This window comes from Parasphingorhabdus sp. NYA22 (assembly GCF_976973735.1).
Genome location: NZ_OZ333477.1, coordinates 1,197,169 through 1,220,384 on the forward strand (window position 1 = coordinate 1,197,169; position 23,216 = coordinate 1,220,384).

14 protein-coding genes are annotated in these 23,216 nt (G+C 58.2%); 8 read left to right on the plus strand and 6 right to left on the minus strand.

Features of this window, described 5'->3' with window-relative positions:
• Positions 1–9: 9 nt before the first annotated feature.
• Positions 10–555: a hypothetical protein gene (locus ACWFTY_RS05825; protein ID WP_447526426.1), complete on the minus strand. Its 546-nt coding sequence runs from the start codon at positions 553–555 to the stop codon at positions 10–12.
• 214 nt (positions 556–769) lie between these two features.
• On the opposite strand from ACWFTY_RS05825, the gene ACWFTY_RS05830 reads away from it, so the two are divergent.
• On the plus strand, positions 770–2,866 hold the full coding sequence (locus ACWFTY_RS05830; protein WP_447526427.1) for an autotransporter assembly complex protein TamA: 2,097 nt from the start codon (positions 770–772) through the stop codon (positions 2,864–2,866).
• A complete protein-coding gene (locus ACWFTY_RS05835) occupies positions 2,867–7,036 on the plus strand; it encodes a translocation/assembly module TamB domain-containing protein (protein WP_447526428.1) in 4,170 nt (1,389 codons plus the stop codon).
• Between the two features lie 107 nt (positions 7,037–7,143).
• On the opposite strand, the gene ACWFTY_RS05840 is transcribed toward ACWFTY_RS05835, so the two are convergent.
• Positions 7,144–10,329: an autotransporter domain-containing protein gene (locus ACWFTY_RS05840; protein ID WP_447526429.1), complete on the minus strand. Its 3,186-nt coding sequence runs from the start codon at positions 10,327–10,329 to the stop codon at positions 7,144–7,146.
• Between the two features lie 450 nt (positions 10,330–10,779).
• On the opposite strand from ACWFTY_RS05840, the gene ACWFTY_RS05845 reads away from it, so the two are divergent.
• Positions 10,780–12,534: an RICIN domain-containing protein gene (locus ACWFTY_RS05845; RefSeq protein WP_447526430.1), complete on the plus strand. Its 1,755-nt coding sequence runs from the start codon at positions 10,780–10,782 to the stop codon at positions 12,532–12,534.
• 61 nt (positions 12,535–12,595) lie between these two features.
• Positions 12,596–12,910 carry a hypothetical protein gene (locus ACWFTY_RS05850; RefSeq protein ID WP_447526431.1) on the plus strand — a complete coding sequence of 105 codons (315 nt, stop codon included), beginning with the start codon at positions 12,596–12,598 and terminating at the stop codon, positions 12,908–12,910.
• A 980-nt stretch (positions 12,911–13,890) separates the two neighbouring features.
• Here ACWFTY_RS05850 and glnA read toward each other — a convergent pair.
• From glnA to ACWFTY_RS05865, 3 genes are all read right to left on the minus strand, one after another.
• Positions 13,891–15,303 (minus strand): type I glutamate--ammonia ligase, encoded by a 1,413-nt coding sequence (gene glnA / locus ACWFTY_RS05855; protein WP_447526432.1) that lies wholly within the window; start codon positions 15,301–15,303, stop codon positions 13,891–13,893.
• Positions 15,304–15,350: 47 nt separating this feature from the next.
• A complete protein-coding gene (locus ACWFTY_RS05860; RefSeq protein WP_067198215.1) occupies positions 15,351–15,689 on the minus strand; it encodes a P-II family nitrogen regulator in 339 nt (112 codons plus the stop codon).
• Between the two features lie 253 nt (positions 15,690–15,942).
• Positions 15,943–18,102 carry a PQQ-dependent dehydrogenase, methanol/ethanol family gene (locus tag ACWFTY_RS05865; protein ID WP_447526433.1) on the minus strand — a complete coding sequence of 720 codons (2,160 nt, stop codon included), beginning with the start codon at positions 18,100–18,102 and terminating at the stop codon, positions 15,943–15,945.
• Positions 18,103–18,151: 49 nt separating this feature from the next.
• Between ACWFTY_RS05865 and ACWFTY_RS05870 the strand changes: the two genes are divergently transcribed.
• From ACWFTY_RS05870 to rnk, 4 genes are all read left to right on the plus strand, one after another.
• Positions 18,152–18,436, plus strand: coding sequence for a hypothetical protein (locus ACWFTY_RS05870; RefSeq protein ID WP_447526434.1), 285 nt, complete (start codon positions 18,152–18,154; stop codon positions 18,434–18,436).
• 12 nt (positions 18,437–18,448) lie between these two features.
• A complete protein-coding gene (locus ACWFTY_RS05875; protein WP_447526851.1) occupies positions 18,449–19,339 on the plus strand; it encodes an OmpA family protein in 891 nt (296 codons plus the stop codon).
• A 214-nt stretch (positions 19,340–19,553) separates the two neighbouring features.
• Positions 19,554–21,356 carry a transferrin-binding protein-like solute binding protein gene (locus tag ACWFTY_RS05880; protein ID WP_447526435.1) on the plus strand — a complete coding sequence of 601 codons (1,803 nt, stop codon included), beginning with the start codon at positions 19,554–19,556 and terminating at the stop codon, positions 21,354–21,356.
• Positions 21,357–21,682: 326 nt separating this feature from the next.
• On the plus strand, positions 21,683–22,120 hold the full coding sequence (gene rnk, locus ACWFTY_RS05885; protein ID WP_447526436.1) for a nucleoside diphosphate kinase regulator: 438 nt from the start codon (positions 21,683–21,685) through the stop codon (positions 22,118–22,120).
• A gap of 47 nt (positions 22,121–22,167) precedes the next feature.
• Here the strand turns inward: rnk and ACWFTY_RS05890 are convergent, their stop codons facing one another.
• Positions 22,168–23,061, minus strand: coding sequence for a hypothetical protein (locus ACWFTY_RS05890; protein ID WP_447526437.1), 894 nt, complete (start codon positions 23,059–23,061; stop codon positions 22,168–22,170).
• Positions 23,062–23,216 lie beyond the last annotated feature (155 nt).

A 23,216-nucleotide genomic window follows, 5' to 3' on the forward strand; every position in this document is an offset into this window, starting at 1 on the left:
ATCGCGCTTCTATTTGACGCTTCCGCGATAACGCAGTTCGCCGGTTGCACCTGGTTCCATCGGCGATGGCAGCACCCAGCGGATATGGGTGACATCAGCAGCCACCGCCGGGCGAGTCTCCTGCGTGGCATCCGTTACGCGCAGCGCAGACAATTGGCCGAAATTCTGGCCACCATCGACCGATACCAGCGCCCAGTCTTCAAGCGCCTCGGTGAAGGTGACGGCTTGAGGGACAGGATTGTTGAGCACAAAGCCGGTAACCGCCTCGTTACCCGCATTGCGATAGCTGTTGGTGACCAGCAGCTTGTCGCCGGGAACGACCTTGACGGTCACCGGGTTGAGCAGCTGCGTAACAGACTCGCCGCTTTCGGATATCTCGGTGCGTTCGATCATGATCGAGCTGTCGATTTTCACATTCGCCCGCGGATCGGTGACCGCTTTCTCGGCACTGGCAGATGATGTCGCCGCATGGGCAATATGAGATGCTGACAAACCCGTCAGCAAAACACCGGCGACCATGGCCGCTTCGAGCAAAATTACGCGCATATTGGACATTTCTAACGATCCTGTTGAACGATTGCCGACCAGACACAAGCGCCTGATCCCTATGGGCTGGAATATGGTCTATCGTGGTTAATATGCGGTTAAAATCGTCTGTGAAATTGGCAGTCATATGCTGGCTGGACGGAATATCCCGGAATATGAAACGCTTGTCCGATAAACGCGCTTATTCGTTGGCATCGCGATTCATCCACCGCTAAAGAGATCGATGATGGGTCTGACCGCATATCGTCGCTGCCTTGGCATGCTGGTTATTTTGCTGATGGGTTCGCTCATCGGGCCGGGCCATGCGCAGACCATGGATCCGCCAGTTCCCAGCGCGCTAGATGGGCCGGAAATGGATGCGCCGCTCGACCCGGATCAGCCGCTGACCGAATTTCCCGATTTCGGCGTCGAATGGCCGGACCTTGACCAGGTGGCAGAGCCGGTGCTGGATGATGTTGAAGACACTGGGGTTCCGGTGCAGGCAGCGGAAGACGAAACCGGCGATCAGGATGGTCAGTCAGCCGACGAGCAATTGGCCGATCAGCTGTCACTCAATGAATATCAACCGACCGATGCGCTGGCGGAAACCGCCTACGGGATCAGCTTCGAGGGATTGCCCGCGGCGATCGGCGAGACCTTTGATACGCGCTTTGAGATTCTGTCGGTGCTGGAACAATATCGCGGCGACGATGCCAATTTCGCACAGATCCGGCGCCGCGCACAAAGCGATGCCGATCTTGTCGAGCGGCTGCTGCGGATAGAAGGCTATTATGACGCCGTCGTGCAGACCCGCTTCGAGGCCGACGGCGCAGAGCGCGTAGATGTAGTGATCAAGGTGCAGCCGGGACCGCAATATAAGCTGGACGCTATTGCCTTGCCCGGTCTCGAAACGGCGGTTGCGCCTGATCCGGAAAAATTCCGCGAAAGCTTCGGTTTGCAGTCGGGTGATATCGTCAACAGCGACCGGATCATGGAAGCGATCGGCCGGATCGATGTCTCGATGGCTGAAAATGGCTATCCATTCGCGAAGACCGGCGAGCCGGAACTGGAAATCGACCATGCCGAGCGGCTCGGCGACCTCGAAGTCCAGGTGACGCCTGGCGGACGATATAATTTCGGTTCGATCGGTCTGGCGCCGACCAAGCTGTTTGATGCCGACCATGTCCAGATGATTGCCCGTTTCAATCCGGGTGACATCTATCAGGCTTCTGATCTTGAGGATCTGCGCCGGGCCCTGATCGCGACCGGTCTGGTTTCGACCGTCGCCATAGATCCGGTGCCGGCCGACGACCCGGAAGCGGTGGATATTGCCGTAAAACTGACACCTGCGCCATTGCGCACTGTGGCCGGTGAACTGGGCTATGACACTGGCGAAGGCGTCCGCGCAGAAGTCAGCTGGGAGCACCGCAATCTGTTCCCGCCGGAAGGGCTCATCCGGGTGACCGGCGTGCTGGCGACCCAGGAACAATCGGGCAGCATCGTTTACCGCCGGAACAATTTTCGACGACGCGACAATATATTGAACGGGCGTATGGCCCTGAGCCTTGTCGATAGCGCCGCTTATGATGCCGAGACATTGTCGGTCGCCGCGAATATCGAGCGGCAGAGCAATCTTCTCTATCAGAAACGCTGGAACTGGTCTGGGGGTTTCGAGCTGATTGCATCGAGGGAAACGGATGTCACCGGAGATATTGGAGCGACCGATCCGGAGACCTATTTTATCGCCTCCCTGCCGGGGCTGGTATCCTATGACGCGAGCGACAACCTGCTCGATCCGACCCGTGGCTTCCGGTTGAGCGCCCGTGTTGCTCCCGAAGCATCGCTGCAGGGCGGCAGCTTCTTCTATGTGCGCACCCAGGTCGACGGCAGTGCTTATTTCCTGGTCTCCGATAAAATTGTGCTGGCCGGCCGGACGCGGATCGGCACGATTGCCGGTGCCGGTACCAACAGCATCGCACCATCCCGCCGGCTTTATTCCGGGGGTGGTGGCTCGGTGCGCGGTTACAGCTATCAGACCGTTGGACCATTGGATGCCAATGATGATCCGGTGGGTGGCCGTTCGCTCGTCGAATTTTCGCTGGAAGCCCGGGTGCGGACCGGACTTTTCGATGGCAATCTCGGCATCGTGCCCTTTCTCGACGCCGGCAATGTTTACTCCAGCAGCACCCCGGATTTTTCCGGCATCCAATATGGTGCCGGTCTCGGCATTCGCTATTATAGTGATTTCGGCCCCATCCGGATCGATGTTGGCACGCCGATAAACCGGCGATCGGGAGATCCACGCGTCGCCGTCTATGTCTCGCTGGGTCAGGCATTCTAGATGGCTGAAGTCCAAGACAGGCCGAGCACCAAACTGCTGATCTGGCGCTGGTCCATGCGCAGCCTGCTCGGTCTGGGTGCGATTCTCATGCTCGGGCTGGTCGGCGCGGCAATGTGGCTGGACAGCGACTCCGGCCATCGTTTCATTATCGAGCAAGTCGAGGCGCTGGAGCCGGAGGATGGGCTGCGTATCCGGATCGCGGAAATCGAGGGATCGATTTACGGAGAGGGCAACGTGCAGGGGCTGCAACTGCTCGATCCCAAGGGCAAGTTTTTTTCCGCCGGCACAGTGGCGGTCGACTGGAATCCGCTGGCCTGGATATTCAACGAACTTTATATTTCCGACGCGCTGATCCTGAAGGCGCGGCTTGACCGCTTGCCGGAACTGATTGATAGCGGCGAAGAAAATCCTTTGCTCCCCGGCTTCGACATATATGTCGGCGCCTTTCGCGCGGAAAATCTGGCGCTCGGAAAGGCCATTGCCGGCAGCGAGCAATTTGCCGACCTGTCCGGCTCCGCCGATATCAGAGCCGGTCGCGCGATGGTGCGTCTCGATGCCGCAACGACGCGCAGCGGCGACAAATTGCTGCTCGCGCTGAATGCCGAACCGGAACGCCAGAAGCTTGATATCGATGCTGAAATCATAGCCCCTGCCGGTGGCGTGATAGCCGGTGCTCTGGGGATGGATCGCGATCTGGCGGTGACCCTGAAAGGCGACGGCAGCTGGCAGAAATGGAACGGCGAGCTGATTGCGCTGAGCAATGACGAGACGCTGACGCAAGTCATGATCGAGGCGAAGGACGGGCTGTTTGCCTATGACGGCAAGCTGACCGCGTCCGTGCTGCCTGAAGGGGTGGCGCAGAAGCTGGCCTCGCCCGATCTGCTGATCAAGGGTACGGCGAGTCTCGCCGACCGGCTTTTGGCGCTGGATTTCGACGCGCGTTCTGCTGCCCTGTCCTTTACCGCAAAAGGCGGTATTGATCTGGCACGCAATAGCCTCGATGCGATGCGGCTGGAGACAAAGCTGATTGATCCGTCCGCATTGGCGTCCAATATGAGGGCGCAGGATTTCGAGCTGAAGGCATTGCTGAACGGAAAATTCTCCGAGCTGCGCTATCAATATCTGCTGACGGCGCCGCAACTGGCGCTGGGCAAGACGCTGCTGACCAATGTGCGCGGCGAGGGCGAGGGACAGCGCGATGCCGGCGGCTGGGACATTCCTGTAAAATTGTCTGTCAGCACATTGATCGGCAATGGCGAACTGCTGAAACAATTGCTTTCCGGTTTCAGCGCGACCGCATTGCTCCGCTATGAAAAGGATCTGCTATTTGCCGAGCGCGCCCGCGTCGCGACCAATGTCGCAAAAGGCACATTGGATCTGGAACTGCGCCCCTCGACCGGTGATTTCGCCGTCAATATCGACGCCAATGCACCCGGCTTTGCGGTGAAGGGCGTCGGGGTGGCCGATATTATCGCCAAAATCGATCTGGGCCCCGCGCCCACCGGGATTTCGCTCGATGGTCAGGTCAATGCGAAGATGCGTCGCTTCGACATCGGCTTCCTGCGCGAACTGGCCGGCGGTCTGCCGCAATTGCAGACCGGCCTCGCGCTTGGTTCTGACGGACTGTTGCGATTTACCAATCTCAACGTGTCGGCTCCCAAACTCTCGTTCCGCGGTTCCGGCAACCAGACCGCGGCCGCAACCTTTGCGTTCCGGGGTTCTGGAAAGCAGGACACTTATGGCCGGTTTGATCTGAAGCTTGATGGCGCTCTCGACCGGCCCAAGGTCGCCTTGTTGTTCGACAGCCCGCTGCCGGCGGCCGGTCTGTCTGCGGTCAGCCTGCAACTCGATCCGGTCAAGGGCGGCTTCTCCTATGTCGCCTCCGGTGGATCGACGCTGGGGCCGTTCAACAGCGACGGCATGATCCTGACGACGCCCGGCCAGGACACGGCGGTGCGTGTCGATCGGCTGCTGGTATCCGACACGCTGGCCACCGGTACGATCAGACCAACCGCGGACGGCCTTGCCGGGACACTCGTCGTCAGTGGCGGTGGTGTGAATGGCGATGTGTTGTTCCGCCCCGGCAACGGACAGCAATTGATCCGTGCCAATCTCAAGGCTGAAAACGCCCGCTTCGATGGCAAGCCGCCAATTTTCATCCGCACCGCCGTGCTCGATGCCGATATCATTCTGATCGACGGCCAGTCCAATATCGACGCGACTCTCCGCGCGCAGGGGATCAGTCGCGGCGAACTGATCATCGGCCGGGTCGCCGCCAATGCCAAGCTGACCGACGGCAGCGGCACGGCAACCTTTACCATCGCCGGGACGCGCGGCAGCACCTTCGAATTTCAGGCGAAAGCCGATATCACGCCCGATCTTTACCGGATTTCCGGAACCGGCCAGTTTGAAGGGCGCAACCTGCGTCTGGCGCAGCCGCTCGAGTTGCGGCGGGTCAGCGATGGCTGGACCGCGTCGGCGACCACGATCAACTATGGCAGCGGTAGCGCCCGGATGTCAGGCCGCTGGGGAAGCGGCAATTCCAGACTCGACCTGTCGATGTCGAAAATGCCGCTGTCGCTGGTCGATATCGGCTATCCCGATCTCGGACTGGGTGGCAGCGTCAACGGAACTGTCAAACTCACCCAGTCGGGTGCGCAGGTGCCGGTCGGCGAGGCCAAGCTGACGATCAAGGGACTGACCCGCTCCGGCCTGATCCTGACCTCTGCGCCGGTTGATCTCGGCCTCAATATCGCTCTTTCCAGCCGCAACGCCGCTGCGCGCGGGATCATCAAGTCCCCCGAAGGCAAAACGATCGGACGGTTCCAGGGGCGGGTGACCGGCCTCGGCGGCGGCAACTGGCAGAACGAACTGATGCGCAAACCGCTGTTCGCGCAGGCGCGCTTCAACGGCGGAGCGGAAAGCCTGTGGCGGCTGACCGGTGTCGAAACATTCGATCTGACCGGACCGGTGGCGGCCAGCGCCGATATCAGCGGCAGCCTAACCAATCCCCAGATCAGGGGGCAGGTCAGCACCAGCAATGCACGGCTCGAAAGCCCGCTGACCGGCACGGTCATTTCCAATATCAAGACGGTGGGCCAGTTTGACGGCTCGCGGCTGGTGTTGCCGAAATTGACCGGAACCACCGCCGGTGGCGGAACGGTGAGCGGCAGCGGCAGTTTCAACTTTGCCGTTGCGTCGGGCGAAGGCATCGGCATCATAATGGACGTTAATGCCCAGCAGGCCGCGCTGATTGCCCGCGATGATTTCGCCGCTACCGTGACCGGCCCGATCAAAATTCGCAGTTCGGTGGACGGCGGTCTGATTTCGGGCAATGTCGTGCTCAACCGTAGTTTCTTCCGCTTTGGTCAAGCCAGCGCGTCAGCCAGCTTGCCGGATATAAAGACCCGGGAAATCAATCGCCGCGCCGACGAACGGCCGGTCGTGGTGCGCGGCCGTCCATGGCGCTTCGACTTGACCGCCAACGCCCCCAACCGGCTGATCGTCGAGGGGCTCGGGCTCGACAGCGAATGGAAGGCAAGTTTGAAGATTACCGGGCCGGTCGACAATTTTGCGATGCTCGGCACTGCTGACCTGCTGCGCGGTGACTATACTTTTGCCGGTCGCCAGTTCAGCCTGGAGCGCGGCCGCATCCGCTTTGTCGGCAATCAACCGGTCAACCCGATCCTGGATATCGAGGCGGAGGCCAATCTGACCGGCCTGAACGCCACGATCAATGTCACCGGCACCGGCAACCAGCCGGAGATCGCTTTCACCAGCATCCCGGCTCTGCCTCAGGACGAGCTGCTGTCGCGGGTATTGTTCGGCGCATCGATCTCCGACCTGTCCGCACCGGAAGCGGTCCAGCTGGCCGCTGCCGTAGCGTCGTTGAACAGCGGCGGCGGGCTTGATCCGATCAACCAGCTGCGCAAGGCGGTCGGGCTGGACCGCCTGCGCATCTTGCCGTCCGATACCGATACCGGTTCGGGCACCTCGATCGCCGCGGGCAAATATATCACCCGCCGCGTCTATGTAGAGCTGATCACCGACGGCAAGGGCTATAGCGCGACCAGCCTTGAATTCCAGATCACCCGCTGGCTGTCGATCCTGTCGACCATTTCAACCCTCGGCCGCCAGAGCGCCAATTTGCGGGTGAGCAAGGATTATTGAACTGATCCGTTTGGAATGATCAGGCAGAAACAAGCATCACGCAATAGCGGGCGTCCGGGATCATGAATTCACAACGGCAAGGTCAGAGGAATGCTACGCCACCGGTCCTAAAATGCCAGGCTCAGTGAGGCGCGGGCGGAATAGCCGACGTTCTCCGCGGTTTTTTCGGCCCTGGCGGACAGCTGCCAGGTAAAGTCCATCCCGCCGGCCAATATGCGGGCTTCGCCCAGCCAGCTGCTGTCGAGACCGTCCGGAGTCAGTGTGAAATCCTCGCCATCGAGGAAACTGGCTGTGGTTGTGCCGAGTGATCCCGCCAAATTGTGCCGGCGTCCCCCTTCCAGTTCAAACGTCAATGGCGTGGAATCTTTCCGTTTACGGCCCAGTCGATAGACGGCAGCCACTGTCGTGGACGCTGTTACCGAGTCACTGGTGCGACCGTCGACATAGAGGTTCAATGCATCGCCACCGCCGGTTTCGTCATAGCCACTTTCGTGCAAACGATAATAGTCGAGCGTGGCCTTGGGGCGGAAGGTCAGACGGTTTCCGACATCCAGATCATAGGAAACACCGCTGGCGCCGGAAACCATCCAGCCGTTCCAGTCACCCGTTGTGGTGCCGGTATATTCGGTATCATCTGCGGTCGCAGTTAACGTGCGCGTGCTGGATAGTGAAAGATAGGAAGCGGATATCCGACCAAAGGCATAAAGCGGACCGCTATCCATCCTCCAGAACGCACCAAGCTCATGCTGCGATGCGTCAACGATGCCGGTACCGCCGTTATTTTCGATATTGCCGCTGGTATAAGCATAGGACAGCCCGAGATTGCCTATTTTCGACCAACGTTCGAGACCCATGGATACGCCCCAGCCGCTGGTCTTATAGGAAGCGGCATTGCCAGCATCTTTATCACTTCCCCAGTAAATCGGCTCAATCCATCCGCCAACATTGCTTACGTCGTAGATTGAGGAATCATCCATGATATGCAGAGCGGCCAGCCGTGATCCGCGGGTAGCAAAGTCAAAGATGCCGCCGTTATGGTCCGGTAAAAACTGATCCACCTGGGCCTGCAATGTCGCGCCATCCTCGATTTGCAGAAAGCTTGTCGCTAGCGTGTCGTCCGTCGCACTGGCGGTGAGGATCGCGTCATATGCCGACGTTCCGGTGCCGGTCAGTCCCAGTTCTTCCGCTTCTTTCCGGCGAATTTCCAGAACCAGATCATTGCCCGACAGGCTGGTCTCGCCAGCGAAGATGAAAGGCAGTTCTGTTGTCGCGGAATTGAAGTCGGGGGTGCCGTTAATCTCGTCTGCGGTCAACACGACATAGGTTCCGTCGGCATTTTCGAGCGAGGAAATTGTTGTGGCAATTTTCGCGCCGCTTTCAAATGTCGCGCTGTTCACTTCATATAACGAACTGGTGCCGTCTTCGCCGTCAATATAGACATCAAGCGTACCGTCGGAGCCCACGGTCAGGCTGTCGAATGTGGACGTCTTGCTGTCGCCGATACCGAATGTTCCGCCATTGACGAGAACAGATACCCCGGCTCCGTTCTGGACGGTCCCGGTATAGACGGCACTGTCATTCAAGGTCACCAGAACCGATTGACCGGCTCCGTCAACATCGCCGACAAAAGTGGCTTCGTCGGATAATGTCATCAGCCCGGTGCCCGTGCCGAAATATACGTCGCCTGTATAGGCTGCATCGTCCGACAGGGTGAGCGTATCATTGCCCGCGTTAAAATAGGTGTCGCCGATAATCACACCGGAGCTGGCCCTGATCAGGTCATTCCCCGATCCGGTCACGATATCGCCTATGATCGCGGTATAAATTGTCTCGTCCGTTTCGCCGTCGTCGAGTGCCGCTTCGATATCCGCTTTGGTTTCGGCATCCTCGTCGTTGAGATACTGCGTGATCGTCAGGCCGGTTGTGTTGCTTGATGCGGCGATCGCTTGCTGAATGTCTTCGCTGGACGCAGAAGTCGTTATGAAACCGGAGTTTTCGATCGATGTCAGCGATCCGGACAAGTCCCTGATCGCATAGACCTCCCCTTCTCCTGTAGAAGTGAGCGTTGCCGACAGGGAGCCGGAAACGGCTATACGATCAACGGTAGAGCCTTCATTGATCAGAAGCGCGGTTGCGGCCGAATCGTAACTTGTAGCCTTTAGCGTTCCGCCCAGTTCGATGCCGCCGGTGACGTCAACCCCGCCGCCTTGTCCGCCAATGACAAGGCCGAAGGAATCGGTGGAACTGTAATTTGCCGCGCTGACAATCGACCCGTCGATCACCAGGGAATAGCCGTCAGCATTGTCAGCGACGGTCCCGATAACGCTATCACTGGCGCCGCCGACCAACATCGCCGGACCATTGCCGGTGGACGCGATGTAACCGGTCCCTTCCAGCGTGTCTTCGATGCCGTCATTATCCTCGTCGTCATTGTCGTCATCATCATCATCGGGCGCGACTGCGACCAATATCCCGCCACCAACATTACCGGCAATCTCGACGGCCGCGGCTCCAGACCTCAGATCCGTCCGGGAAAGTGCCGTCGTCACGCCATCGTCGTTTGTATAGCTGCTCAATTGTCGAACCGTGCCCTGAAAGGTCAGCGCCCCGTCAATATCTCCCTGTGAAGAAAATGCCACAGACCCTTCGCCCACGACCTGAACGTTTCCGCGAACGGTAACATCCTCCGAAACGTCGTTCACCTTGATGCCATAGCCATTATCGCCGACGACGGTGATCGTGCCGGTGTTGATAATCGAACCATCATAGTCTGAATCGACGACTATGCCGCCGGAATTCAAGCCTTCCACGGTGATGATGCCGCTGTTGTCCAGCGATCCGCTCGCGGTTCCGCCGCCAGCGACATAGATGCCATAACGGTTGCTGGCAGAGGCAATCGGGCCGTCGGCAATAGCGTTTGCATCTTCATCTTCGGATACGAAATCTTCCAGTACCGTGATCGTTCCGACATTCGAGATATTGGCGTTGGTACCGGTCTGGACCAGAATGCCTATCGCATCATCGGCGTCTCCGACGTTGATTTCGCCCACAACGACCGATGAATCGTCTTCATCCAGTCCTTCGATGGTGACGTCATTGTCGCTATCCACGGTGATACCCACGCCCGAGTCAATCGCGATAATGCCACCGTCGGTTATGATGATATCGCCTTCTATCGACGTCAATATCGGGTCGTTCGTTTCGCTGTTTATGGTTGTGTCGGCATAAGCGGGAACGCTGGCCAACGATGTTGCAATGGCAAAAGCACAAGTCGTATTCCTGATAATACGCATAATGGGATCAATCCTGATGTCGTGTTGAATGGGGGATTCAGCACGCGTCATTGATCCGAATTGTGGAAGAATTATGAGGATTGCGATGGGGCGTTGAACGGCGGGACGATATATCGAGGGACGTTCGAGCATCTCGACGCTGGGCCGGCAAGCGCCAACTGCGGGTGAGCAGGGATTATCGAGGCACGTTCGTGAGGGACGCAAAAAGCACGATAAGGTGCGACCAGAAATATACGCCATTCATGACGGATGCCGATGTCACCTCGGAGCAGAAGGCCAGTCGATCTTGCAAAAGAGGGAAGGCCTGGATAGCCATCCGCGCTCCCGTCTAAAAACTTCCTTTTATTTTAGTGCTTTACAATACAGCATGAGGCTGTTGATAAGCGGGATGCGCTCCTGCAGCTCATGGCGGAGTATATTCTCCCCCCTTTTCCTCAGGTTTTGTGAAAAATGACCGCTTTGCTCGGGCCGGTCATTGGCAAGAACAATAATGCGGGCCGGGGGAATGATATGAAACTGGTTCGCAACAAACGGTCTGCGTCTCGTGGTCCGAATGGCCTTGGTCCACGTCTCTTGGGCTTGAGCGGTGCAACCGCTCTATGTACCATTCTCGTTGGCCTGCCCGCTGTGGACAGTGCGTCGGCACAGTCCCCTCTGGCATCGTCCGGACAGATCGTCATCGGTCACAGCACGCAATGCGTCGACTTGCCGAACGGTGACCAGCGTGACAATGTTCCGATCAACCAATATCCCTGTGACGGATCTCCGGAGCAGGGCTTTGCTGTGGTGACAGCGGCAAACGGATATTATAGCGTCAAGGCCAGCGCCAGCGGCAAATGTCTGACGATTCTGAACGGATCGATGGCGGACAATGCCGCTCTCGGCCAGAATTCCTGCAATGGCGCGGCCAGTCAGAACTTCTCGCTGGTTGCGGTCGGCAATGATTTCTACAATATCGTGGCGAGCCATAGCGGCAAGTGCCTCAACGTACCCAATGGCTCGGTGGATGCGAATATCGGTCTTGTGCAGTCGCAATGTAACGGCATGAAAGCGCAGATGTTCTGGTTCCAGGATCTGGTCGGCGTGGTCATTCCGCAACGGGCGCAGGTGCAGCAGCCGATAGCGCCACAACCGCGCCCGGCACCGGTACAGCAACGTTTTCCAGTACAACAGCCACCTGTTCCAAAACCGCAATGGCAGCGGCCACAGGTACAGCAGCCACCGGTGCAACAACCGCAGTGGCAGCCGCCGCAGGTTCAACAGCCCGCACCGCCATCCGGTACAATCAGCCGGCTGTCGAACAAGATGACATTCATTGCCGACACCCAGACAATCTCGCTGAGCCCTGACGGCCGGCGGATGGTGAGTGGCGGCTGGGACAACAAGCTCACGATCTGGGATACATCCGGTTCGGCACCGGTTGGCGTTGTGTCGGTTTCCCTGCAGGGCAGGGGTGATTTGCTGCTCGCCACCGCGTTCAGTCCGGATAGCCGTCGGATCGTCACCGGCAGCCGCCAGAGTGGCAACGTCGCGCAAGCCACGGTCAACGTCTGGGATGCGTCGACCGGCGCCGTGGCCCTGGTTCTGCAAAACCCGCCTTCGGCATTTTGCGGTTCAGTTGCTTATGACCCACAAGGTGCGCGGATTGCCGCTGCCTGTTTCAATCAGACCACCGGAGCCAGAACCTTGCAACTCTGGGATGCCAATAGCGGCGCGCAATTGCTGTTCATCAACGGTGTGAACGGTTCCGTTGCCTTCAGTCCCGACGGCAGCCGCGTTGCGAGCGACAATGGTTCGACGCAGGCGGTCAATCTCTATGATACGCGTAGCGGGCAGCTGGTTCAGACGATTCAGACCAATATCGTCGGCGGAACCAAGCAGGCGATTTTCAGTCCCGACGGCGTTCATTTGATCACCGGTAATGGTGAAGGGACAATCAGCGCGTGGAACATCGCCACCGCCCAGCAGGTCTTCAAATTTTCCGGCTACACCAGCAGCGTCAACGATGTCGTCATCAACAAAGCGGGCACGCGTCTTGCCAGCGTGCATGAAGATGGCTCGCTGGTTTTGTGGGACGGCAATTCGGGCCAGCAGCTATCGAACTTCAAATCGGCCAAGCCGCTTCGCTCGGTCTCGTTCAGTCCCGATGGCGACGTGGTCGTCAGCGGCGGCGACGAGAATATCATCAGGGTCTTTGCTGATTGAGGTTTCGGAGAAAGACGCCCGTCCTGCCGTGACCAAGTGAATGGCTTTGAGGAACAATATTATGAGCAAACTAGTTAGAACATGTGCAGCATCTCTGGCAGCGCTGGCGTTTGCGACAGGTCCGGTTCTGGCGGATGAAACCGGACCGGACCGTTCTGCTGACGAAAAAATATTGAGCCAGTTTTACGATGATATCGAGAGCATCCGGTCAGGCCTGCCGTCTTCTGGTTATGATGTCTCGGAAGCAGGCGGCAAATGCACGGCCGCTATTGATGCTCTGGTAGAGGCGTTGCCGGCAACCATTATATCAAGCATCCGCTGTGACGTCGGCGACACCGGCGGAATTGTCATACTCGGCGGTGCCGCGCTGAGATAGCGAGCCCGGCTTTGGCACTGGCATTTCAGGCGGGACCCGGTCAAAGTTCACTTCCACTCCCGGCTGGATAAATCCGGCAGGGCTTGTTGTGCACTGGCATCTCCGCTCGGCGTTGAAAACGTGCAGTCTCTCGCGACAACCAGCCGAACCGATCACCGGCAGCTTTCGAGCATCCCCGCCCTCGGTCGCCAGAGAGTGAGCATCGGGGTGGATGGAATAGCTGCCGGTCGGCACACGCCCCACTTGCGGTCATACCCACGGGGATTACTAAAATCCGAAAACCGCCTTTCTAGCCTCTCTGCACCCTATGTCTCCACATCGACACATTGACTTTAATCCCCAATTCACATACCCAAAACTTCACTAGAAATGGATTTTTCAAACCGACAAAATAAGGCAAAAGGAGTGGATTAATGCGTAAGACCTCAGCCCACACCCCGTCAAAACTAACCACGCCTAAAAAAAGGAACTACGAAAAGCCGCGACTGATATTGTTAGACGTCGATACAGACACAGAGGGTAAGACAACTTTCCAAACTGAAATCAGCGTTTTTGGACCGAGTTAAGAGACATCGACTGGAACGCCGGGCACCACAGGAGAGTACTATCCTGAGGCGCTATAGATAGGCGTAATGGCTTGGGGGTGGGGATATATTATCCAACCACGGGTCACAATCTAATTTCCGCTCACCCAATCCGCCCTTAGCCCATGCTCTCCATCGTTTGAAATATGTCTCAAGCGCTGTCTTGCCACTTGGCTTGCGGCAGCGCTTTTGCAACTAAATGGTTAGTCCACTTTGCGCCTTCGGCATCCGAAAGCAGACGGTCAGCAAACCACCCACTTACCGCCGTCCAGAACGTTCAAAACGAAGGTCCGCATTCAGGGTGAAGCAGTAGACCCCACCAGCACCCATCAACCACAAAAAAGCCCGGAGCAATTGCTTGCCCCGGGCTTGTTGTTTTGAATCTGACCTCAAGGATCAGCTCGAATAATACATTTCATATTCGACCGGGCTCGGGGTGGTTTCGAGGCGGCTGACTTCTTCCCATTTCAGTGCGGCATAGGCATCGATCTGGTCTTTCGAGAACACATCGCCCTTGAGCAGGAACTCGTGATCGGCTTCGAGAGCTTCCAGCGCTTCGCGGAGCGAACCGCAAACGGTCGGCACTTCGGCCAGCTCTGCCGGTGGCAGATCATAGAGATTCTTGTCCATGGCTTCGCCCGGGTGGATCTTGTTCTCGATCCCGTCGAGACCCGCCATCAGCAAGGCTGCTGCCGAGAGATAGGGGTTGGCGAGTGGATCGGGGAAGCGGAATTCTACGCGCTTCGCCTTGTCACCGGCACCATAAGGGATCCGGCAGGATGCGCTACGGTTGCGGCTCGAATAAGCGAGCAGCACCGGTGCTTCAAAACCGGGAACCAGACGCTTGTAGCTGTTGGTGGTCGGATTCGAGAAAGCGTTGACCGCCTTGGCATGTTTGATCACGCCGCCGATATAGTGGAGGCACATTTCCGAGAGGCCCGCATATTCATTACCGGCGAACAGTGGCTTGCCGTCTTTCCAGATCGACATATGGGTGTGCATGCCGCTGCCGTTATCGTCCTTGATTGGCTTCGGCATGAAGGTTGCGGTCTTGCCATAGGCATGGGCAACCTGCTGCACGACATATTTGTAAACCTGCACGCGGTCCGAGGTTTCGGTTAGCGTACCAAAGGTCATGCCCAGCTCGTGCTGGCAAGCGGCGACTTCATGATGGTGTTTGTCCATCGGCAGGCCCATTTCGATCATCGTCGCGACCATTTCGCCGCGGATGTCGACGGCGCTGTCTACGGGAGCAACCGGGAAATAGCCGCCCTTGACGGCGGGACGATGGCCCATGTTGCCGACGTCATAGTCGCGGCCGCTGTTGGTCGGCAGCTCGACATCGTCGATCTTGAAGCCCGAACGGTCATAGCCGGTTTCGAATTTCACATCGTCGAACATGAAGAATTCGGGTTCTGTCCCGACATAGACGGTGTCGCCGATACCGGTGGACTTGAGATAGGCTTCAGCGCGGACAGCGGTGGAACGCGGGTCGCGGCGGTAGAGTGATCCGTCGCCTGGTTCGACAATGTTGCAGATCAGGATCATCATCGGGGTTGCCGAGAACGGGTCCATATACATGGCGTCGAGGTCAGGGCGCAGGATCATGTCGGATTCGTTGATCACTTTCCAGCCGCCGATCGACGAGCCGTCGAACATGAAGCCTTCTTCGAGCATATCTTCATCGATGATATGGCCGCACATCGACAGATGATGCCATTTGCCGCGTGGATCGGTGAACCGGACATCGACCCATTCGATCTCGTGTTCCTTGATCATTTTAACAATATCGGATGCTGTATTGCCCATTTTTTAGTCCCTTGATTGTGGTGTGTTTGGGTTGTGTGAATAGAAAATTAAATGGCGTCGTTGTCGCGTTCGCCGGTGCGGATGCGCAGCGCCGATTCGACTGGAATGACGAAAATCTTGCCGTCGCCGATGCGACCGGTCTGGGCGGCTGCGGCAATCGCTTCGACCGTGCGGTCGGCAAGACTGTCCTCGACTACGACTTCAAGCTTCACCTTGGGCAGAAAATCGACAACATATTCCGCGCCGCGATACAGCTCGGTATGGCCTTTCTGCCGGCCAAAGCCCTTGGCTTCGGTCACGGTGATCCCGGAAACGCCGACTTCGTGCAGCGCTTCTTTGACTTCGTCCAGTTTGAAGGGCTTGATGATGGCTTCGATCTTTTTCATTTTAATACGTCCCCGTATACCACTTGCTCGGCACCTCCTCCTGCGCAGGAGAAAAGCGCCTCGTCCGGGCACTATTGCCCGATACTATTCAATTACCATGCCAGAATCGATTCGTCTGCAGAATCGCTGATATGCGTTAGTGCATTGCTATAGGCTATTCGGACCGCTGACAATGCTGCCCAAAAAACAGGCATTTGCGGAGGCAAATGTCCATTTTTTGGGCAGGTGTATTTTGCCTTGGATAGAGACGCTTTTAGCGCGGTGTCGGCGCCGTCATCTCGGGCAGGTTTTTCTTGGTCCAGATCGACCGGTTGACGACATAATGGCGGATATTTTCCACCTGCGCGTCTTTCAGCTGCGATCCGAAGCCGACCATGCCATGCTGTTTCAATGCACCGCCCATCACGACCGACGCCCATGCCTCGGTGTCCGGCAGCACGCCGCTGACCCGCAGGTCAGGTGTGAAGCCGTTGCCGATCGCGCTGTCGCCATGACAGACCAGGCAGTTGCGCCCGTAGAGGCCTTTGCCGGCAGCAATCTGTTCCGGGGTCCCGGTCTGTACCGGCGGATCCCAGACCACTTCACCTTTTTCGGGCAGCGCCGGCAATTCGGCCTTGCCGCCAAGTTTCAGCACAACCAGCCGCGGGATATTGGGTAGCTGGCGCGTCACGCCACCGGCGACACCGGCGACCAGCGGGAAGGCACCGCCCTTGCTGGTCAGGAAAGCGACATATTGTTCGCCGTCGATCATATAGGTCGAAGGCGCGCTGACGATACCCGACTGCATCGGCAGACTCAGCAATTCCGCGCCCTTGTCCGCCGAATAGGCTTTGAAAAAGCCGGTGCTGGTGCCCTGGAAAACCAGATTGCCCGCAGTGGTCATCGTGCCGCCATTCCAGGCCGCCGGATAATCGACGCCCCATTCGACCTTGCCTGTCTTCGGATTGAAAGCCACCAGTCGCCCGGTGGTTGCGGCGATCGCCGCCTTGTAGACATCCTTGTCGTCGGGCAACTGGCCGATCGACCAGCCGATGCCGACATTGAAGCCGAGCCGTTCGCGTTTCTTGTCAATCTCGGAAACCGGCACTTCATAGCCCTGCGGGATTTGCTGGGCAGGAATATAGACGAGGCCGGTCTTCGGATTATAGCTCATCGGATGCCAGTTATGCGCGCCCAGTGCGCCGGGGATCGCGACAAATGGCTCCTTGGTCTTGTAGAAGCGGGAGGCCGGATTTTCGATCGGCCGACCGGTGGTCAGATCATAGCCTTCTGCCCAGTTGATTCCGTCAACAAAAGGCTCGGCGCTGATCAGCGTGCCGTCGAGGCGGTCGATGACAAAGAAGAAGCCGTTTTTCGGAGCGTGGTAGAGAACCTTGCGCATCTTGCCGTCGATCGGCAGCTCGGCCTGAATGATATGCTGGGTCGCGGTATAGTCCCAGGTCTCTGCGGGTGTTTCCTGATAGTGCCAGAGATATTTGCCGGTGTCCGGATTGACCGCGACGATCGAGGAAAGGAACAGATTGTCGCCTTCGCCGCCCGAACGCAGCCCGTGATTCCACGGGTTGCCGTTGCCGACGCCAAAGTAGAGCTGGTCGAGATCTTCATCATAGACGATGCTGTCCCAGACCGTGCCGCCGCCGCCGGAGACTTTCCATTCGCCATCGCCCCAGGTCTGGGCCGCCGCTTTGGCAAAAATTTCGTCGCTCGCCGCGCCATCGGCTTCGCCCTTCGGATTGGGCACGGTGTAGAAGCGCCATTTCAGCAATCCGTCGCGGACATTATAGGCCGAGACATAGCCGCGCACGCCAAATTCTGCGCCGCCATTGCCGATGATCACCATATTCTTGACCACCCGCGGGGCGCCGGTGATCGTATAGGGCTTGCTGTTATCGGTGGTCTGGGTTTCCCAGAGCCGCGCGCCGGTATTTGCGTCGAGCGCGATCAGCCGGCCGTCGATGGTCCCGAAAAACAGCTTGCCGCGGTTGATCGCAACACCGCGATTGACGACATCGCAGCAGGCATCGACCGCTTTTTCGCCAGCCACACCGGGATCATAGGACCAGAGTTCCTCGCCGGTCTTCGCGTCATAGGCAAAGACCTTCGACCATGCGGTGGAGATATAGAGCTTGCCGTCGACGACGACCGGCGTCGCTTCCTGGCCACGGGCATCGGGCAGGTCCTTGAACCAGGCAATGCCGAGTTCAGCGACATTGCTGTCGTTGATCTGGGTTAGCGGGCTATGCCGCTGTTCCTTGGCGTCAAAGCCGATATTGTCCCAATCCGCGTTGACGACCGCGTCGGTCGCCGCGGGATCGCTGGTCTGGCTTTGGCAAGCCACCAGCAATAGAGGAGCCAATAAAAATCCCAGCCTGCGCATCACCCGTCTCCTAAAACTTGCCAGATGGTCAGCCATCCGTGCAATTTAACTGACTAGCTAAACTTGAGGTACTTGGTCAAGAACAATGGCGAGGGGGCAGCAACCGATTATCTTGCGCCTTTACGGCACAGCCGACATCGGCTCGCCGCACGGCCCGCTCGGGCTGTCCGCAGAACCGGCGGGGAGGGCGGCCATGTTCATCCGCGAGACAGGGTCACCCGACCAGTCGGGCAATCCACATGTTCACCGGCGGCCCGAAAGCCGCCCCATATTGTGCCGTAAACCGAAAGGGAGACTGACTGGCGGCACATCATCACAGGTCCGGCCGGACGCCATGTCGCGAACCGGCAGAACCGATAATTCAGACTGAAGGAGTAGAATGATGAGCAAGATTTCCAACATAAAACGGGCAGGTTTCCTGCTCGCCACGTCGGCCATATTGGCGCCGGCCAGCGTATCTGCACAGCAGGATGCAAGAGAAGATATCATCGTGTCGGGACAGCAGGAAGCGCAAGCGGCTGATCTCGCCATCGACCTGTCCCAAGCGCCCGAAGGGCCAGAGGTTGAAGGCATTATCTCGGCGCGCAGCGCCGACCGTCTGCAGGTCACCGGCAACGATGGCTCCAGGACGATCATCGCTTTCACCGATACCACCGAGATAAAAGCGAGCAAGGGCCTGCTCGGTTTGGGGCGCAAGGCGCTCGCAGCCGATGCGCTGCTCAACGGCCTGCCGGTCAGCGTCGACACCGTTCAGGTCGGCAGCGAACTGGTCGCGAGCAAGATCAGCCTCCGCAACAGCGACCTCAAGACCGCCAATATGATCCACAACGGCACCGCCCAGGGCTTCGCCGAACAGACGGCGGCGACCGAGGCGTTGCGCAGCCGCGTCGGCGATATCGATCAATATAATGTCAAGGGCACGACCAATGTCCACTTTGACACTGGCAAGGCGGTGCTGTCCGCTCGCGGCAAGGCCGATCTGTGCGCGACCGCAGAGGCAGCCGACGAAATGAACAACGCCCTGATCCTGGTCGTCGGCTATACCGATTCAACCGGCGATTATGAATATAACCAGCAGCTCAGCGAGAAACGCGCCAGCCGCGTGGTCAATTATATCCAGCAGAATTGCGGCTGGAAACCCTATCGCATGCTGACCCCGACCGGCATGTCCGAAGCCGATCCGCTCGGCAACAACGACACCGCCAGCGGCAAGGCGCAAAACCGTCGCGTTGCGGTGAATATCCTGGTCAGCAAGGGCCTCGACGGCCTTTGAGTCAGTGAATGAAACGGGGCGGGTGTAGAGCCCGCCCCGTATCGCGGCCGCACTCTCCGGTGCCTGTCATCCGGTGTCCGTAGCAAATTTTACCCCCTTGCTACCGGCTGGTTATGCACGTAACAAATCAACTATCGTGAACAATTACTCCGCTTGTTTATCAGTAAAATAGGCGCTGTAGATGGATTTTGACTTGTAATCAGGGGGTTTTACTATGAGCGCTTGTAAGGTTTTGACCAGAGTGTCTGCTGCAGCGATGAGCTTTGCGTTGGTTGCATGTGGCGGTGGCGGTGGAGGCACACCGACAATCGGCGCGCCTCCGGCTGCTCCAACGCCCACACCCACGCCTGCACCCACACCAACCCCGACTCCGACTCCAACTCCGACCCCCACGCCGTCAGATATTTCCGACCTTACGACCGACCAGTCATTTACCGTCGCGTCAGGCAAGCAGGTTGCGCGTTTCAATCTTGCCTCTGGCGAGACGCAGGTCTCGCAGAGTGCGGCCGGCGGGATACGGATCGACTATGATGCGTCGACCGGCAGCTATGCGCTCACGTCCGATGACGGTCGCAATGCCGCTTTTACCACGGCCGACGAGATTATCTCTAACGATCCGAATGAGCGCCGCTTCCAGACCGGCGGCGCTGGCCAGAGTGAGTTTCTGACACTCGCCTATACCGGTTACGGCTCCAATCTGGCGACGGTTTCGGTTGCACTGGGTTTCTGGCAATCGAATATATCCGACGGCACGGCGCAGGACACTGATTTCGATGTTTTTGTGTACGGCTTTCCAAGCGCGGCTTCCGCGACCCCGACGACAGGATCGGCCGATTTCCGGACCGATGTTTTCGGATTTTCCTCGCAAGTCGGAAACGAACCGCTGAGCTTTCAGGGTAGCGGCACGACCGTGTTCGATTTCGGCCGCGGCACTTTCGCGATGGACACGAATCTGTCCGAGAATTATCTGTTTACCGGCGCCGGTCGCTCAGGCGCGCTCTCCCTGCGCGCCTCGGGCAATATTTCATCCTCCGTCAACGGCTTTGGCGGCACGTTTCTCTATGATGGATCTATTGCGTCTATTTCCGGTCTGTTGAACGGCTCTTTCTTCGGCGCTGATGCAGGCGAGGCCGGTGGTACGTTCTTCGGGGATGATGGAGCGGGCAATTCGGTGGTTGGCGGCTTTACTGCGGCGTTTCTGGAGGCGTCCCGGCAGAACCTGTCGGTATATGAATTGCGGTCCGACGAGCTGTTCTATACCGGAAGTTTTGAATATCAACAGCGCCGGTACAAGGATGGTTCGCCAGGCTTCGTGAGCAACAGCAGCACCGCCAACGGCCAGATCAGTTATCGCGCTTCCGATCAAAGTTATCGCATTGCCGGCTATTCCGAAGACCAGGGCCGTTTCGGGCCTTCCGATATCATCAGCCCCGCCGGTTCGGAATTTGAAATATATCGCAACAGCGCCGACGCGGATGCCCTTGAATTGGCGCTTTACCAGCCTGCAAACGGGGGCGAGGTCGCACTGACCTATTCTGGTTTCGGTGTCTATCGCAGCACCTATGAAGACGCGGCCCAATTCAACTTTTCGCAGCACTGGTTCCTATACGGTCTCGACACACCGGAAGGCGTCCTCGACGCGCGCACCGGCACAGGGACCTATAACGGCGTTGCCCGCGGCGTGGCGGGCAGCAATGACGGCAAGCGTGAGCTGAATGTCACGGGCAGCTCGCGATTTGTGATTGATTTTGCATCCCAGGGCTATTCCGGCTGGCTTCGCTTGCTCGGCACCGACCTGGCCGATAATTCCGAGATCGATTTCGGTCAGTTCGACCTTGCCGGCGGCAATGGCATATTCCGCAATGCGTTTATAACGGCACTTCAGCAGAGTGGCTCCGATGTCGGCAACATCCAGCTGCGCTTCTACGGTCCGACCGGCGAGGAAATGGCAGGCGTATTCGGCCTCAATGCTGCCGGTTTCGGAATCGTCGGCGCTACGGCCGGGCAGCGGGATTGATTTCTGCAATATCTCCAGGCGGATTTCCGCACCCGCCCAGCTTTTCGGCGCCCGAGCATGCCGGGCGGCGGTCGCTCTGCCGATTGACTTCCCGACTAGGCAGCATCATATTGTAGCCATGGTCATGATCCTATCTCTAGGGCGATATCGCCACCGTTCGGGACAGCTCGCCGCAGGAATCTGACCCGGGCTTTCACCATCAGCCTCCGATATGCGAGGCAAGAGTGCAGGAAGGTCCGGGATCTTCAAAATCGAAACAGGCGGAGCAGCCACCACCACCATCAACGAGGGTGCGAAGCCTCCCGGATTCAACAAGAGCCAATGACATGAACAAGATAACGCCCGAAAAATCTGCCGCAACGCGCCCCGTCATCCATATGATCGATCAGGAAGGCGACGCCATCGAAGCGCTGGCGATGACGATGGAAGCGAAAAACCCGAACGTCGCGGAGTTGCTTTATGAAGAACTCGCCCGCGCGCAATTCCACAGCGCCGAAACGATACCGGCCGATATTGTGACGATGAACAGCAAGGTCGAATTTATCGACGAACGCAGCGGTTCGCGGCGGGTGCTGGAACTGGTCTATCCCAGGGACGCGGATATTGAAAAGGGCCGCATCTCGATTTTCACCCCGACCGGCGCCGGTCTGATCGGGATGGTCGCGGGCGAGACAATTTCCTGGCCTGACCGCAGCGGAGCCGAACGGATATTGCGGATCGTCAGCGTAACACCGCCCGAAACAGCCGAAGCCGCCGCGGGCTGAAACGCAGAGGCCTGGGCCCCGCGATCCAGGACTGCGCTGGATCGAATTTACGGCTTGGGCCGCAGCGTTTCGATTAACTGCGCATCAATCCAGTACAGGTCCGATTGAGGGCCCCCATCGCCGGTTGTCGGCGACACCATTCTGTTGAAGAAGAGATATTTCCCGTCCGGCGTGACCTGTGGTCCGCCTTCTTCCGCCGCTGTGTTGACCGTGTCGCCGAGGTTGATCGCTTCACCCCATGAACCGTCTGTCTGCCGGAAGCTGATATAGAGGTCAGAGCTGCCAAAGCCGCTCTCTCTTTCGCCGTCCCACATGACATAGGATTCGTCCGGTGCGATATACGGGTGGGCATTCCATGTGCCGCTATTGATTTCCTTGCCGAACGGCTTCGGGTCTTCCCGTTTGCCGTCGATCAGCCGTGAATAGCGAATAATACCGTCACCCTCCGGCCCGCCTCTCTCGTCCAGCACCAGCATGCCCTTGGCCGAAGACTTCAGGCTCATGATGTGTATTGCTTCGAAGGCGGGGCCAAGGCTTTTCATCTCGGACCATCCGTCCCTCGTGCGCTCCTTATATTGGCTGTCAAAATACAGGGTGTTGCCGTCTGGCGAGTGGAACGGCCTTTGCATTTCAGCGGGCACCGCTATCTTGTTCCATCCATTGTCCGTCCTCTTGAACGTAACAGATTCAGGCTCCCTTGCGTCATCCGTATGTTTCCATCTGCTGACATAAAATTCATTCATGTCGAGGGAAAAGCCGATAGCGTCGCCCCATATTTCCGTGTTAACAAGGCCGGGCGCGAAGGGTTCGGCGGTGGTCCCCGGTGGCGTTTGTCCGAGATAGGGGCCGTCGGGGATGGAAACGTCATCATGAGCCTGGCCATTGCTGCTCACCATCAGAGCCGAGAGCAGCAGACCTATCGAGACACCTGCATATTTCATTCCATCATCCTTCCCCGGGGGCGGCAGCGCGTTCGCTGTTCCGCCGTGACAAATAGTCTTGCCGCAAGTGTCGGGCAGGGGAAGCAGCCTGCCATGGCTGTTCGACCAAATTCACAGGCTGTTCGACCAGTGACATCGGGGTGTCGACATCGGCA